The organism is Halarchaeum nitratireducens (assembly GCF_014647155.1).
Lineage (GTDB): Archaea > Halobacteriota > Halobacteria > Halobacteriales > Halobacteriaceae > Halarchaeum > Halarchaeum nitratireducens.
In genome coordinates this window covers 75198-87938 of the sequence record NZ_BMOQ01000005.1, presented here as the reverse complement: position 1 = coordinate 87938, position 12741 = coordinate 75198, and the positions used below count along the sequence as shown (strand labels likewise).

15 protein-coding genes and 1 tRNA gene are annotated in these 12741 nt (G+C 69.8%); 8 read left to right on the top strand and 8 right to left on the bottom strand.

The features are described from left to right. Positions 1 to 57: 57 nt before the first annotated feature. Both IEX91_RS09460 and IEX91_RS09455 read right to left on the bottom strand, forming a co-directional pair. A tRNA-Met gene (locus IEX91_RS09460) sits at positions 58 to 132 on the bottom strand. A 70-nt stretch (positions 133 to 202) separates the two neighbouring features. Beyond that, positions 203 to 883 carry a type 1 glutamine amidotransferase domain-containing protein gene (locus IEX91_RS09455; RefSeq protein WP_188878579.1) on the bottom strand — a complete coding sequence of 227 codons (681 nt, stop codon included), beginning with the start codon at positions 881 to 883 and terminating at the stop codon, positions 203 to 205. 140 nt (positions 884 to 1023) lie between these two features. Between IEX91_RS09455 and IEX91_RS09450 the strand changes: the two genes are divergently transcribed. The 5 genes from IEX91_RS09450 (at position 1024) to IEX91_RS09430 (ending at position 7156) form a co-directional block, all read left to right on the top strand. Beyond that, entirely contained in the window at positions 1024 to 2955 is a 1932-nt protein-coding gene (locus IEX91_RS09450; RefSeq protein ID WP_188878578.1) for an ABC transporter substrate-binding protein, read from the top strand. A 127-nt stretch (positions 2956 to 3082) separates the two neighbouring features. After that, positions 3083 to 4075, top strand: coding sequence for an ABC transporter permease (locus IEX91_RS09445; RefSeq protein WP_229772839.1), 993 nt, complete (start codon positions 3083 to 3085; stop codon positions 4073 to 4075). Continuing rightward, positions 4072 to 4995 carry an ABC transporter permease gene (locus IEX91_RS09440; protein ID WP_188878576.1) on the top strand — a complete coding sequence of 308 codons (924 nt, stop codon included), beginning with the start codon at positions 4072 to 4074 and terminating at the stop codon, positions 4993 to 4995. Before IEX91_RS09445 ends, IEX91_RS09440 begins: the two co-directional genes overlap by 4 nt. Further along, positions 4995 to 5867, top strand: a complete 873-nt coding sequence (locus IEX91_RS09435) for an ABC transporter ATP-binding protein (RefSeq protein ID WP_188878575.1) — start codon at positions 4995 to 4997, stop codon at positions 5865 to 5867. Before IEX91_RS09440 ends, IEX91_RS09435 begins: the two co-directional genes overlap by 1 nt. Next, positions 5858 to 7156, top strand: a complete 1299-nt coding sequence (locus IEX91_RS09430) for an oligopeptide/dipeptide ABC transporter ATP-binding protein (RefSeq protein ID WP_188878574.1) — start codon at positions 5858 to 5860, stop codon at positions 7154 to 7156. The genes IEX91_RS09435 and IEX91_RS09430 overlap by 10 nt, the downstream gene beginning before the upstream one ends. A 14-nt stretch (positions 7157 to 7170) precedes the next feature. Here the strand turns inward: IEX91_RS09430 and IEX91_RS09425 are convergent, their stop codons facing one another. Together IEX91_RS09425 and hpt are read right to left on the bottom strand one after the other, a co-directional pair. Continuing rightward, positions 7171 to 7443, bottom strand: a complete 273-nt coding sequence (locus IEX91_RS09425) for a hypothetical protein (RefSeq protein WP_188878573.1) — start codon at positions 7441 to 7443, stop codon at positions 7171 to 7173. Positions 7444 to 7524: 81 nt separating this feature from the next. Further along, positions 7525 to 8091 carry a hypoxanthine/guanine phosphoribosyltransferase gene (hpt, locus tag IEX91_RS09420; RefSeq protein WP_188878571.1) on the bottom strand — a complete coding sequence of 189 codons (567 nt, stop codon included), beginning with the start codon at positions 8089 to 8091 and terminating at the stop codon, positions 7525 to 7527. Between the two features lie 107 nt (positions 8092 to 8198). Between hpt and IEX91_RS09415 the strand changes: the two genes are divergently transcribed. Then, positions 8199 to 8711 (top strand): DUF7549 family protein, encoded by a 513-nt coding sequence (locus IEX91_RS09415; protein ID WP_188878570.1) that lies wholly within the window; start codon positions 8199 to 8201, stop codon positions 8709 to 8711. Positions 8712 to 8750: 39 nt separating this feature from the next. After that, a complete protein-coding gene (locus IEX91_RS09410; RefSeq protein WP_188878569.1) occupies positions 8751 to 9107 on the top strand; it encodes a hypothetical protein in 357 nt (118 codons plus the stop codon). A gap of 304 nt (positions 9108 to 9411) precedes the next feature. Here the strand turns inward: IEX91_RS09410 and IEX91_RS09405 are convergent, their stop codons facing one another. The 4 genes from IEX91_RS09405 to IEX91_RS09390 form a co-directional block, all read right to left on the bottom strand. Then, positions 9412 to 10473: a tyrosine-type recombinase/integrase gene (locus IEX91_RS09405; RefSeq protein WP_188878568.1), complete on the bottom strand. Its 1062-nt coding sequence runs from the start codon at positions 10471 to 10473 to the stop codon at positions 9412 to 9414. Further along, entirely contained in the window at positions 10470 to 11078 is a 609-nt protein-coding gene (locus IEX91_RS09400) for a hypothetical protein (RefSeq protein WP_188878567.1), read from the bottom strand. The genes IEX91_RS09405 and IEX91_RS09400 overlap by 4 nt, the downstream gene beginning before the upstream one ends. Further along, on the bottom strand, positions 11071 to 11343 hold the full coding sequence (locus IEX91_RS09395; RefSeq protein WP_188878566.1) for a hypothetical protein: 273 nt from the start codon (positions 11341 to 11343) through the stop codon (positions 11071 to 11073). The genes IEX91_RS09400 and IEX91_RS09395 overlap by 8 nt, the downstream gene beginning before the upstream one ends. A gap of 148 nt (positions 11344 to 11491) precedes the next feature. After that, a complete protein-coding gene (locus tag IEX91_RS09390; protein ID WP_188878565.1) occupies positions 11492 to 11845 on the bottom strand; it encodes a PadR family transcriptional regulator in 354 nt (117 codons plus the stop codon). A gap of 408 nt (positions 11846 to 12253) precedes the next feature. On the opposite strand from IEX91_RS09390, the gene IEX91_RS09385 reads away from it, so the two are divergent. After that, positions 12254 to 12565, top strand: a complete 312-nt coding sequence (locus IEX91_RS09385; RefSeq protein WP_229772838.1) for a winged helix-turn-helix domain-containing protein — start codon at positions 12254 to 12256, stop codon at positions 12563 to 12565. Positions 12566 to 12741: the final 176 nt, after the last annotated feature.

The following is a 12741-nucleotide window of genomic DNA, read 5'->3' as shown; positions in this document are numbered from 1 at the left end:
GACTTCGCGAGTGAGGGACGAGACCGATTCGGGGAACGACGAATCAGAGAACGGAGATAGCGGGTGGTAGATTTGAACTACCGATCTCCGGGTTATGAGCCCGGCGGAATCTCCTGGCTATCCCAACCCGCTGATTCTTCGTAACGCCCTCCTGCGGATAAGGCTTGCGAAGCCCGGTGCCGTGTGCGGGTTTTTCTCTCCCTCAGAGACCGAGTTCGTCCGCGAAGGTCGCGGCGGCGTCGGCGGAGGACTCCGGGCCGCGCGCGGTCACGAGGTCGCCGTCGACGGTGACCGAGGTGTCGGCGTCGAGTTCGGCGTCCCAGTTCGCGCCGGCCGCGACGACCTCGTCCTCGACCCAGTAGGGGAGCTTGCGGCCGTCCGGCATCAGGTCGTGCTCGTCGACGATTCCCTCCTCCCACTCGTTCGGGAAGCCGGTGACGTCGCGGCCGGCCACGACGAAGTCGCCGTCGGCGTCGCGCGCGAACGCGAGGATGCCGACGGCGTGGCAGACGACGAGCGCCTTCCCGTCCCCGCCCGCGACCTGCTCACGGAGGAGGCGTCTCGCGTCGCGGTCCTGATTCACGTCCCACGCGGTGCCGTGGCCGCCGGGGAAGACGACCGCGTCGTAGTCGGCCGCCTCGACCGCCGCGATCGGCTCGGGATCGTTCAGGCGCTCGTCGGTCTCGTCGACCTCCGTCACCCACGCGGCGGTCTCCTCGCCGACGTTCTCCGGGTCGACCGAACGCTCGTCGACGACCGGCGGGTTCCCGGTCGGCGTCGCCACCGTGATCTCGGCGCCGCGCTCGTCGAGCGTCGTGAGCGGCTCGATACACTCTTCGCCCCAATATCCCTCCTCGCTAACGACGAACAGTACGGACGTCATGGCGTCGTCAACTTCGGGCGCACCGGGGTTAACCGTGACTTCGTGTGCGACGCTCGCCGCTTCGGCCACCGCGCGTGACCCGCCTCCCCCGCCAGCGTCGACGCGACGTTTATATCCCGAGGGGGTCGTGTTGTAGGAACATGGTCGATGGGGCGGCTCCGACGCGACGCCGGTTCCTCGCGGCCGGCGCGGGCGCGGCGACGTTCTCCCTCGCCGGCTGTTTCGGCGACGACGCGACGTCATCGGCAGCGACGTTCGCGCTCGGGACGAGCGGATCGTTCGCCGGCCTGAACCCGCTCGCCACCGCCTCCTCGCACTCGTGGATCCTCCTCGATCTGGTGTACGAGAGCGGCACCGTGGTCGATCCCGTGACGTTCGACGTCCGCCCGAACGTCTTCACTGACTGGCGGATCACGGGCGCGGACGGCGCCGACGCCCGTCCCGCCATCGACGTCGCGGTCCGCGACGGTCTCACGTTCACCGACGGGACGCCGCTCACCGTCGCGGACGTCCTGTTCACCTACCGCTACCTCCGCCGACAGCGCCCGGCGCGTTATCTCCCGGTCGTCTCCGCGATCACCGCCGTCGAGCGCGCGCCCGACGACTGGGACGTCCGTCTCCGCCTCTCCGAGCCCGTCGGGACGTACGCGAGCAGCACGCTCGCGCTCCCGATCCTCCCCGAGCACGTCTGGAGCGACGTCGACGACTACCGCCGCTACCGCTCCTCGGAACGCGGCGGCCCCGTCGGTCTCGGCCCCGGGCGCGTCACCACCTACGACCCCGACACGTCCGCGTCGCTCGCCTTCCGCGATTCGGACGAGTACGTCCTCTCCTCGCTCGACTGGCGCCGCGACCACGACGTCCTCGACGCGGGCGGACCGTTCCTCGACGAGCTCCGCGTCCGCGTGTACGGCTCCGACGCCGCCCTCCAGCGCGCGTTCCTCGACGACGAGATCGACGCGATCTACCGGACGGCCGCCACCGCCTCCCTCCCGGAGATCGAGTCTGCGGCCGACAAGACGCTCGTCGAGGGGTCCGCGACCGGCTACGGCTACTACGGCTTCAACCTCCGGCGCGAACCGCTCGACGACCTCCTCTTCCGGCAGGCGCTCGCCTTCGCCTTCGACGACTACCACTACGTCACCGAACTCCACGACGGCTACGTCACGCGTGGCGACTTCGTCGTCCCGCCGGGATACACCGCCGTCCGCCCGGAGACGGACGCGGACGCCGCGGTCCTCGCCGACCCCGCCACGGAGGCCTACGCCTATCGCGGGCGCGACGACGGCGCCGCCCTCGACGTCGCGGCCGTCCGCGACTTCCTCACGAGCGGCGAACCGATCACGGGCGAACCCGGGACGTACGCGGGCCGGTCGTACCCCGGGAGTCTCACGGGCGTCCGCGCGAGCCAGCGCGGCGCGCGCCACGACTACACCTTCGGACCGGTGCGATCCGACGCGCTCGCGGACGCGGACACGGACGTCGAACTCCGCGTCGACGGCCGGACGATCCCGGACCTGCTCGGCGGTCCGCTCGAATTCCTCATCACGCCGGCGTCGCGCTCGCCCGAGCGTTCGGCGATGACGTCGGCCTGGATCGAGGCGCTCGGACGGCTCGGGATCCCGGCGACCCGAACCGTGTTGAGCCTCACCGCGATGGTCGAGGCCGTCTACGCCCGCGAGGCGTTCGACGTCTACCCGCTGAGCGTCGGCGACCTCTCGCCGTTCGCCGTCACGTCGCTCTACTCGCTCTTTCACGGCGACAACGCCGATCCCGCGGGCGACGACGCCGTCCGTGCGAACAACCCCACGGGATACGGGCTCGCCGCGCACGCGAGCGCGAACGACCTCATCGAGCGCGCGCTCCGCGAGACCGACGGCGAACGGCGCAACGCCCTCGCGCGCCGCGCGGTCGAACGGATCTACCTCGACGCCCCCGTGATGGTGACCGAGTATCCGCGGATTCGATGGCCCCTCGACACCGACGCGTGGACGAACTACGTCGCCGACATCCCCGGGCCCGGCTCCACGAACCTCGCGACCGAGCTCGCGCAACTCAGGCCGCGGAGGTGAGACGCGTGGGCGAGCCCGCGGCCCCGTGTCGCCGCACTCGTCGTCAGCGATCCACCGCCCGTCCGCGCCGGGGTCGTCGTCCCGTCGTGCCGCGGCGGTCGGGCCGCCAGTCGAGCGGGTGGTGCGCGTGACGCGCGTCGGCGCGGCCTACCTCGTCCGCCGCCTCGCCGTCGCGTACGCCACCCTCCTCGTCGTCATGACGCTCCTCTTCGTCCTCCTGCGCGCGATGCCCGGGTCGTTCGTGAGCGCGATGACGACGCCGGGGATGACCACCGCACAGCTCGCGCGCTTGGAGGCCGCGTGGGGCGTCCACGATCCCCTCTGGGTGCAGTACGGCCGCTTCCTCCTCAACTATCAGACCGGGCAGTTCGGCTGGTCGCCGACGATGCACGCGCCCGTCGCCGACGTGCTCGCGCGCCGCCTCCCGCGCACGCTCGTCCTCTTCGGTGCGGCCCTCCTCGCCTGCTACGTCGTCGGCCCGCTCGTGGGGATGGTGCTCGGCTGGTACCGCGACGCCCGCGGCGGGACGCTCGCCCTCGCCGTCTCGCTGTTCGTCTACGCCACGCCGGTCTTCTGGGTCGCGTGGCTCCTCGTCTGGCTCTTCGACCACCGACTGGGGTGGCTCCCGAGCGCCAACATGGTGACGCAGTTCCCCGCCTTCGCCCCCGCGCCCCTCCCCGTCGCCCTCGACTTCCTCCGGCACCTCGCGCTCCCCCTCCTGTCGGTCGCCGCGGTCGGGTGGGTCGGCGCGGCGCTGCTCGTCCGCCCCGCGATGCGCGACGCCATGCGCGCCGACTACGTTGACCTCGCGCGGGCGAAGGGGCTGCGCGAGCGCACGGTCCTCTTCAAGCACGCCGGTCGCAACGCCCTCGTTCCCGTCACGACGAGCGCCGCGATCGCCCTCGCTTTCCTCGTCGACGGGGCCGTCGTCACCGAGACCGTCTTCTCGTGGCCGGGGATGGGACGACTGATCGTCACGGCCGTTCTCGACCGCGACTACCCGCTCGCGCAGGCCGCGTTCTTCCTCGTCGCCGTCGTCGTCGTCGTCGTCCGCCTCTGTCTCGACGTCGTCTACACGTACCTCGATCCGCGGATCTCGCTCGGAGGGCGCGACGAATGACGGGCCGCGCCGCAGACCGCGACGCGAGCGCCGTGTCGCCGCGGGCGCGCCGGGCGCTCCGCCGGTTCCTGACGAATCCCCTCGCCCTCGTCGGGACGGTCGTCCTCGGCGTCGTCACGTGCTGCGCGCTCGCCCCGGACGTCGTCGCCCCCCACGACCCCGAGTGGGTGGCGTACGTCGGGACGGGCGACGGCCGCCTCACGCTCGCCCAATCGCGCTCCCTCCCGCACCCGCCGGCGTTCGGCGATCCCTTCTTCGCCCCGCTGGGAACCACGGCGTCCGGCCACGGCGTCTTCACCGAGCTCGTCTACGGCGCGCGCACCGCGCTCCTCGTCGGTCTAGCCGCGGCGCTCCTCTCCTCGCTCGTCGGCGTCCCGCTCGGCCTCTGCAGCGGCTACTACGGCGGCTGGGTGGACGAGGCGATCCAGCGCGTCGTCGACGTCCTCTACGGCGTGCCGTTCCTCCCCTTCGTCATCGTCCTCGTCGCCATTCGCGGGGCCTCGACGACCACCGTCGTCCTCGCCATCGCCGCGACGTCGTGGCTGAACAACTGCGTCGTCGTCCGCGGAACGACGCTGTCGCTCGTCCGGCGCACCTACGTCGACGCCGCGCGGGCCGCCGGTCTCCCCGCCCACCGGATCGTCGCCAGACACGTCCTCCCGGACGTCCTCCCCGTCGCCGCGGTCCTGCTCGTGCAGGACGCCGCGACCGCGATCCTCGCCCACGCCACCCTCGCGTACCTCGGCCTCGCGGACGTCACGACGGCCTCGTGGGGGGTGTTGCTCCAGCAGGTGCAGGCGACCGGGCACGTCTTCGACGCGCCGTGGTGGCTCCTCCCGCCCGGCCTCGCCATCGCGTCCCTCGTCGCCGCCTTCTACTACGTCGGGCACGCCGTCGAGGACGTCACGGGTGCCGACTGATGCTCCTCGACATCGACTCCCTCACGGTCCGCTATCGGCCGTCCGCCGGCGGCGCTGATCCCGACCCCGTCCGCGCGCTCGACGACGTCTCGCTGCGCGTCGAACGCGGCGAGACGTACGGCCTGCTCGGCGAGTCCGGCTCCGGCAAGACCACGCTCGCCCGCGCGCTCGTCGGCCTCCTCGACGACGCCGGCGGGGTCGTCCGCGGCCGCGCGTGGCTCGACGCCGTGCCGCCGGCGTGGGCGAACCCCGACGGGACACCGCGTGCGGCGGTCGTCGCCGACGACGCGTCCCCGGTGCGCGCGGACGGCGCCACGGACCTACTCGCGCTCCCCGACGGACACCTGCGAGACCTCCGGTGGGCCGAGATCGCCCTCGTCCCCCAGCGCGCGATGGGTGCCCTCGATCCCGCGTACACCGTCGGCGCGCAGATCCGCGAGGCCGTCCGGCGACACGACTCCGACGCGGACGCGGGCCGGCGCGCCCGTGACGCCCTCGATCGCCTCGGCCTCGGTGCGACACGGGCGGGCGATCGCCCGCACGAACTCTCGGGTGGCGAACGCCAGCGCGCCGTCCTCGCCATGGCGCTCGCGTGCGATCCCGCGTTGATCGTCGCCGACGAACCGACGACGGGGCTCGACGCCGTGACGCGCGATCGCATCCTCGACGACATCGCGTCGCTCGACGCCGCCGTCCTCCTCGTCAGTCACGACCTCGCCGCGCTCGCCGAGACCGCGACGCGCCTCGCCGTCCTCCACGACGGCCGGGTGGTCGAGACCGGGCCGACGGAGGCGGTGCTCGGCGAGCCGACGAACCCCCACACGGCCGCGCTCCGCGATGCGTGGCGCCTCGGAGGTGGCGCGTGGGACTGATCGAACTCGACGGCGTGTCGAAGGCCTACGGCGGCGAGCGCACCCTCCTCGACGTCCTGCGCGGGCGCGATCCCGACCCCGTCCGCGCGCTCGACGATGTCTCGCTGCGCGTCGAACGCAGCGAGACGTACGGCCTGCTCGGCGAATCGGGAGCGGGGAAGACCACGCTCTGTCGCCTCCTCGTCGCCCTCGACGCGCCGAGCGCCGGAACCGTCCGCTTCGACGGCCGCGACGTTCACGCGCACACCGGAAGCGAGGAGCGCGCGTTCCGCGCGCGCGTCCAGCCGGTGTTTCAGGACCCCTACGAGAGCCTGAACCCGACCGTGCCCGTCGGGCGAACCGTCGCCGAGCCCCTCGTCGGCCGTCTGGACGGTCCGGCGCGCCGCGAGCGCGTCCGGCGGGTCCTCGCGGACGTCGGCCTCACCCCCACCGACGCCTACGTCGACGCGCGTCCCCGGGAGCTCTCCGGTGGCGAACACCAGCGCGTCGCGCTCGCCCGCGCGCTCGCTTCCGACCCGGACGTGATCGTCCTCGACGAGCCCGTCTCGATGCTCGACGCGCGCACCCGCGCGGCCGTCCTCGCCCGACTCGCGGACCTCCAAGCCGACTACGGTCTCACATACGTCCTCGTCAGCCACGATTACCGCCTCGTCCGCGGCGTCTGCGACCGCGTCGCCGTCCTCTACCGCGGCCGCGTCGTCGAGCGCGGGCCCGCCGCGACCGTCCTCGCCGACCCGCACCACCCCTATACGGCCGCGCTCCGCGACGCTACGCCGACGCTCGATCCGACGACCGAACGCCGCCACGCGGACGTCACGCCCGCCGTCACCGACGCCGACGACCCGCCCTCCGGGTGCCGGTTCCACCTCCGCTGTCCGCGCGTCGTCCCGCCCGACGACTGGAGCGGGAGCCGCGACGCCTTCCGCCGCGCCCTCCGCTTCCGCCGCCGCGTCGCGGAACGCGATCCGGTCCTCGACGGTCACGCCGACGCCGACGCCGTCCTCGCGCACGGCCTCGTCCTCGACCTGCCACGCGCTCACCGGACCGCGTCCGAGCGCGACTCCGGTGGGACGCGCGTCGACCCCGATGCCCTCGACCTCGGCCGGGACGAACGCGCCGCGCTCGACGCCGCCGCCGCGGCGATCGTTCGCGGCGACGACGAGGCGGCGGAAGCGGCGCTCCGCGGCGTCGTCGAAACCGCCTGCGCGCGCGAGGCGCCCGCCGAACGGACCGTCGACGGCAGCACCGTCACCTGTCACGACCCGGTGTCGAGCGAGCGCGACGCGTAGCTACCGACTCTCCGCTATTCGAGGAGACGCCGAAACAGCCGCCAACAGCCGTACGCCATCGTGAGAAGGGCACACCCGAGGGCGACGATCGGGAGGCTCACCCGGAGCGGGACCGTTCCGTAGGCGGTGACGCCGGCGGCGAGCGCCGCGCCGAACCCGGCGAGCGCGTACCCACACACGAGCGCGACGACGCCGACGAGCGCCGCGAACGCGCACAGCGGCCCGCGGACCGACTCCGGGAGTGAGAGTAAGCCGAGGAACAGGAACGAGTCCGGGAGCGGCGGCATTCGAGCGGTCGTTGGCGCGCCGCACACGTCAACCCCCTCCTCTCACCGCAACGCCGCTCCCGAATGAGAGCGCGCTCGTCGCTATCCGTCGCCGTGCTCGTCCGTGATGACGACCTCGCCGTCGACGACGTCGACGTTGATCAACGTCTTCACGTCGACGTCCGTCCCGTCGAGGTCGTTCGGCCCCGCCTTCTTGATGACCGCGAGGACGTCCGCGACGTCCGCGCCGACGTGTTCGAGGGCATCCGTGATCGCGCGTAGCGTCCCGCCCGTCGAGAGCACGTCGTCGAGGACGACGACTCGGTCGCCCTCCTGCACGTCGTTGATGTACATCTCGGACTCGGAGTAGCCCGTCTGCTGGGTGAGCGACACCTCGTCGTCGAGGCCGTACTCGCGCTTGCGGATGACGACGAGCGGGATGTCCGTCATCAGGGAGAGCGCCGTCGAGATGTGGATGCCCATCGCCGCCGGCGTTACGATCTTGTCCACGTCGTCGAGGTCCGCCTTCCGGATAAGGCGGATCGTGATCTCGCGGAGGAGCTCGGGCTCCAGCATCGGCACGCCGTCGCTGATCGGGTGGACGAAGTAGTGATAGCCGTCCTTCTCGATGATCGGCGCGTCGAGTAACGAGCGCTTCAGTCGATCCATGTCGCCACTTCGAGCGCGCGCAATAAAGCCTGACGGACCGTCCGCCCCCGCCGATCCGCGCGCGTCGGCGGACACGCTTAAGCCCCCGTCTCGGATAGCCGGGTACGATGCCACGCTGGACCGCCCCCGAGTACGAAAATCCGCTCGCCGTCGTCTTCGTCTGGGTCAGCACCCTCCTCCCGTGGGAAGTCGCGTACGCCACGCTCCCCGGCCCCGGCGTCTCACTCCTCTTCGTCCGCTGGCCCTTCTTCCAACTCCGGCGACTCGCCGACCTGACGAGCCCCGCCAGCGAACTCACGTTCGCGCTCTCGCTCAACGCCTACCAGTTTCAGACCGGGACGACCATCTACACCGGCTATCTCGTTTGGACCGTCGTTTCCCTCGCCTCCCTCTGTCTCCTCGCCTTCAGCCTCTACTTCTACGTCCGCGAGGACGACGTCGTCGCGCGCGTCGACCGGCCCGCACGGCCCGTCGGTGCCGCGCTCTGTTGTACCGGCCTGGGCTATCTCGCCACCGGCTACGCCATCTACGCGACCGGCTTCGCCGGCCTCCACGTCCCCGTCGGCGCGCTCTTCCAACTCCTCTTCGGTGCGCTCCTCCTCACCAACGACCCCGCCTGAGCCGCTGAGGATAAGTACGGGCCGCGCGAGGTGGCCGATATGGCTTCGCTCCCGCCCGTGTTACTCGCCGCCGCCGTCGTCGCGCTCTTCATCCTCACCGTCATCTGGTGGCGTTCACGCGCCAGTGCCGACGTCCGCGAGTCCGAGCGCGCCCACGATGCCGCCCGGGAGCGCGATCCGCCCGTCGACATCGGCGAGACCTACGAGTTCGGCGTCACCGAATTCACCGACCACCACTCCGGCGAGCGCGTCGCCGTCGGCAAGGTGCAGGGGTTCGTCGTCTTCACCGAGGACGTGCCGGACTCCGTGAACGAGGGCGACGTCATCCGCGCCACGATCATGTCGTTCAACCGTGACAACACGTCTGCCGACGCGACGTACGACGGACGGGCCTAACCTCCCAGATGGTCTCCTTCGTCCATAGCTACGTTCGTCGACGCTATCACACCGAACGAAGCTATGGGCGCGACGTCGTGACGGCCGGCTGAGTGTAAATACAAGACGCTCCGCCGGAGGCGCATGTGCCGTTCTCGACGGCTTCGCTCACGCGGACCACCCTGGCAGAAAGATATCGACAGTCGGGTTTACGTGAAGTAACCGGAAGGAGACGGAGGATTCCGGAATTACTAAACGGAGAATGGGGCCGGAGGGCTCGCGGGGTGTTTTCGAACACCCACCGATCCCACCGAGTTCCCGAGTCTTACGCGCCATTCTCGTCCTCCGTCGTCAGGTCGTTCATGATGTCGAGGTGTTCCGTCTCCGGGCGTCGTCTCGCGAGCTCTTCCTCCAAGTCGGGCTTGTCGTAGTAGCGCCGGATCGTCTCCGGGCTCGCCGCCACGCGCTTCGCGACCTTCACGTAGCTGAGCCCCTGGTTCAACTGCCAGGTGATGCTCCCCGTCCGAATCGCGTGCGGGCTTCGCGACGACGGGCACTTGCTCGCGTGCTGGCGCTGCGTGTACTCGCAGGTGTCGCGACGGCGGTTGTGCGGACACCCCGCGTAGATGCAGGGCTGGGTCGCCTGATACGCCCAGCACTGGATGCTCGTCTCGCTCGCACGCCCGTGCGTGGTCGAGAAGAGCGGCTTCCGCCCGGCGTCGTCGCGCTTCTCCGGGCGCTCGCGCGCGATGAACAGCTCGAGGGCGTCCGCGACGGGCTTCGGGACGGCGACGTTCCGCTCGTGCTCCTTCCCGTCCTTCAGGCGCGTCTCCGGCGGCCGGTGACGGAAGCGAAGCACGCGCTCCTCGGGGTCCCAGTCGCCCACGTCGAGCGACCGAAGGCAGCTCGTGCGACACCCGACGTGCCACAGCACTTCGAGCGTCGCGTGCTGGACGGTCCCCGTGTGCTTCACGCTGTCCCGGTAGAAGTCCAGCAGGCCGCGCGCGTCGTCGGCGGCGAGGAGGTCGTCGTTCGTCTGGTCGTCCTTCGAGAGACGCGGGAGCGTCACCTTCTCCGGCAGCTCCTCGTCGACCACCTCGATGTCGGCGCAGTACTTCAGGAGTTCCTTCAGCGCGCTCAGTTTGCCCTTCACCGTCGCGGGCGCGTTCCCCTGCTCCTCGAGGTGACGCTCGTACTCGTCGATGAGCCACCCGTCGAGTTCGTGCATCGACTCGATGCCCTGCTCGTGCGCCCACATCACGAACGCCTCCGTCCGCTGGCGGTAGCTCCGCACCGTGTTCTCGGTGTTCTTGTTCTCGCGCTTGCGGATGAAGCGCTCGGCGGCCTGCACGGGCGTGATGTCGCGTCGCGTGTCGCGGTCGCTCACCGGTCGGCCCCCGTATCTCCCTCACGAACTCCGCCGGCGTAGTCGTGCGCGAGGAGTGTCGCGCTCGTTCGACGATCGACCGTGACGATGACGTCGCGATGGATCGGACCGCGCTGCAGAAGAACGGTCTCTTCGCGTTCGAAGGCAGGGAACGACCGCATCCCCCACGAGTTCCAGCCGAACGTCAGAACGGCCCCGCGGGGCCGGACGAGTTCGTTGAACTGGTCGAGAGCGGAGTAGACGTCGCTCGCGTGGAGGCCATCGTACTTCTCGTCGGCCTGTTTCTGGTCGAACGGCGGGTCGAAGACGACGGTGTCGAAGGATTGCTGGCCGAAGTGGTCCGCGATGCTCTCGACGTCGTGATGCGTGTCAGCGTCGCGCTCTGGGTTCAGGTCGTTCCGGACGATCTCGCCGTCGTGGTTAAGCTTCGTCTTCCCCGCGCAGGCGTTGAGAACACGGCCGCGTAGGCGCGCCTCGACAAAGCGCCGAGCGGGAGTGTACTGGAATGTCCACCGGCCCAGCATCCGCGCCGAGCCGTCCGGATCGCGGCCACCGTTCGAGACTATATCGGTGACGTCTGCGAAGCGTTCGGTTTCGCTACTCATCGTCGTCACCCACCCAGTCGGCGAGGTCGCTCGCCGGGACGAACTCGTCGCGTCCCTCTGCGGGGTCGGCCTCGAGGACGACGTCGCCCGCATCGTTCCGGCGGACGGTGACTTCGTCGCCCACCTCGGCGCCGATGGCGTCGAGCGCGGGCGCCGCGAGCGTGACGTGCTTCCCGCCCGTCGACGTCTCGAAGACCGAGTAGCGACGCGGCAAGTCCGGCGCGTGGCGCTCGTAGCTCCCGCGCTTCGAGGATTCACCGCTCATGCGTCCACCTCCGAATCGACGATGACGGTCGCACACGCAGGGCAGCGAAGACCCGTTTCACCATCGCCGAGGGCGTGACGCGACATCTCCTCAGGGTCGTGGGAGAACTGACCGGCACCGAGATGCTGACCACGGCAAATCGGGTTACTCATCGCTTTCCCTCCGAGCCCTCGCCGTCCGCGACGACGCGCGCGTCGATGCCGTCGCGGGCGTCCTCGATCTCGTCGTGGGCGACGTCGAGCAGCGACGCGCCCGCCGGCGTCACGCGGTACTCGTTCGTCCGGCGGTCGAGCGCGGACTTCTCCACGAAGCCCGCCTCGACGAGCGTGTCGAGGTTCGGGTAGAGGCGACCGTGGTTCACCTGACAACCGTAGCGCGCTTCCAGTTCGCGGTTGATGGCCAGCCCGTACACCTGCTCCTCGCCGTCCTCGAGGGACGCCGCGACGAGCAGGACGTCGCGCTGGAAGCCCGTCAGGTCGTGCCACTCATGCGTGCGGGTCATTCGTCCGCACCTCCCTCGAACGACGCACACACGCGGCAGGCGCTTCGCCCGTCCGGTAGGACGCCGGCGGCGGCGCGCACCTCGCACACCGCACACGGCGTGTCGGGGTCTTTTTCGGTCGGCAGTGCTTCCGGTCGGTCGTGCGGCTTCGGCCGCACAGTGTCGGTTTCGGACATTGTAGATCTGCGAAACCGTCCTCGGGGCGCGTTGCAGCGCGTCCCGTTCTTCACCAACCAACCAGAGTCATCTTCGACCAGCGACGACTTCGCAGATGCACAAACAATCTCTAAATGCATAAATGAAATAAAGGACCGATATTCTATCCAAGTAACGAATTGGAGTTCTAGCGACGAAATTCGAAATTCCGGCAGGAAATAGGTCACTCAACGATATAATGGGGGTATGAGAATGAGCGCGAAATGGATGAATATCTGGGCCGATAGAATCCTCGAAATCCTATCTGCTGAGGGAGGATATACCGTTGGCGACCTCGCGGACCATGTAGCAATTGACACGTCTGATTCGACAGTTTCACGGACGTGTTCCCGACTCGCCGATCACGGTCTCGTTCGTGAAATCGGGAACGGCGCATACGAGATTACAGAGGAGGGCGAGGGGTATCTGAGAGGGGAGTATGATGCTCGCAAGGGCGCATGGATCGAGAATAACACAGACGCGACCCCGTCACCCACAGGGTCGCGCGAGACGAACGGGGTGTAACCAGTATGTCGGTCCGCAGATCGGGACCGTGGATGCAGGCGGTTGATGAGCGTATCCTCGAACATCTCGCGGAATCACGGTGGGCGTCGCCGACTACGATGACGGCGGTTCTACCGTCTGCCTCGTCCCGCAGACGCATCTGGGACCGATGCCGGCTACTTTCCGAGGCGGGACTC